This window comes from Micrococcus sp. KRD096 (assembly GCF_017168495.1).
In the GTDB taxonomy this organism is placed as follows: domain Bacteria; phylum Actinomycetota; class Actinomycetes; order Actinomycetales; family Micrococcaceae; genus Micrococcus; species Micrococcus luteus.
In genome coordinates this window covers 1-1376 of sequence record NZ_JABFAY010000039.1, presented here as the reverse complement: position 1 = coordinate 1376, position 1376 = coordinate 1, and the positions used below count along the sequence as shown (strand labels likewise).

Below are 1376 nucleotides of genomic sequence, written 5' to 3'. Positions count from 1 at the left end.
GTAAAAGAGACAGCAAGGAGGCCCCCTGATGTCCCAGCTGCTCTACCGCCCCGCCACCCTCGCCCGCGCGCTCTACGTCGGTTCCCAGGCCGCCCGCGCGGCCGCCACGGACACGGACCCCGACGCCGGCGGCGTGGGCCTGGTCCTCCAGCCTGACGGCTCCCTGCGGATCTACTCCGCGGCAGGGGAGAGCTTCTCCCGCGCCTACGCCGACCCGGCCCCGCGCACGGACACCGGCGACGAGGCCCTGCTCGCAGTGCTCTCGCTCCACGGCACCCAGACCCTGCTGGCCCGCCTGGCCGAACTCGACGACACCTACGAGACCGTGGAGCTGCGCACCGACGCCGTCGGCATCTACCTGGTGCGCGACCTCTGGGTGATCTTCGCTTCCGCCAGCAACAAGGCCGACACGCTCTCCCCGGTGGACACGCTCGCCGTTCGTCCGCGCGACATGGCCGGCCCGGTGCCCCCGAGCACCCCGGACGGCGCCGTCCCCGGCCCCTTGTGGGGGCTCCACGCCGGCCTGTGCCTGGACCTGCTCACGGGCGGGCCGGCCATGGGCCCCGAGGACAGCCTCGACGCCTGGGCCGTCCGCGAGCGCGACGATCTGCTGGCCTGGCACCTGGGCGACTGGGCGCTGGGCCGCACGCACGCCGCCCACGTGAGCCCGCGCGGCTGACCGGCACCCGTCCCCGCCGGCCTCGCGCCGGCGGGGACGGGGGGGACGTGTCGCGGAGACGAGCTGCCGGCTCCATGGAGCTGCCGCCGGCCGCCGGGGACCGCGACACGTCCCCGCCCGCTCCGCGTCACCACCAGGGGCGCGCCGATCCGCGCTCGCGGATGATGTTGTGCAGGCGCCGTTGCATGTGTATGGTTGGACACGTCGCAGGGGGCATGAGGCCCCCGGCACCCCTTCCAAGGAGGCTCCCGTGAGCATCGTCAAGAACCCCACCACCACGATCCGATCCCTGCGCCAGGCCCTCCACGCGGCCCTGGCCCCGCTGGGCTGGGCCAGCGACCACGCCCGCGTGAACGGGCGCGTCTGGTTCGAGCTGACCGAGGCCGGCTACCGCCTCACCGTCTCTCGGCCCCGGGAGTGGGCGCGCGCCTACGCTCCCTGCGAGCCGGTCACCCACGGGCAGGGCATGGCTCCGGTGGCCCTGTCCTTCCCGGACGCCCTGAACCTGAGCGAGGAGCTGCACTCGAACCGCCTGCCCGGCACCTACCCGGTGCACCTGGACACGCGCGCCGGATGCCTGTTCATGGAGGTGCAGGCCCCGGACAGCACCGGCCCCTTCTACCGCTCCCCCCACACCCGCGTCTATCGCACCGCCAGCCCCGCCGGGGCCTGCACCTCCATGAACAGGCATCCGGCG

General features: G+C 74.3%; 2 protein-coding genes. Both read left to right on the top strand.

Annotated elements, in window-relative coordinates; genetic code table 11:
• Positions 1–28 precede the first annotated feature (28 nt).
• A complete protein-coding gene (locus J1M41_RS11260) occupies positions 29–679 on the top strand; it encodes a hypothetical protein (protein ID WP_069941834.1) in 651 nt (216 codons plus the stop codon).
• 250 nt (positions 680–929) lie between these two features.
• A partial coding sequence (locus J1M41_RS11255) for a hypothetical protein (RefSeq protein ID WP_206451769.1) occupies positions 930–1376 on the top strand: 447 nt, incomplete at its 3' end.

Coding starts and splice junctions, on each gene's coding strand:
- J1M41_RS11260 (WP_069941834.1), top strand. CDS start 29: ATGTCCCAGCTGCTCTACCGCCCCGCCACCCTCGCCCGCGCGCTCTAC.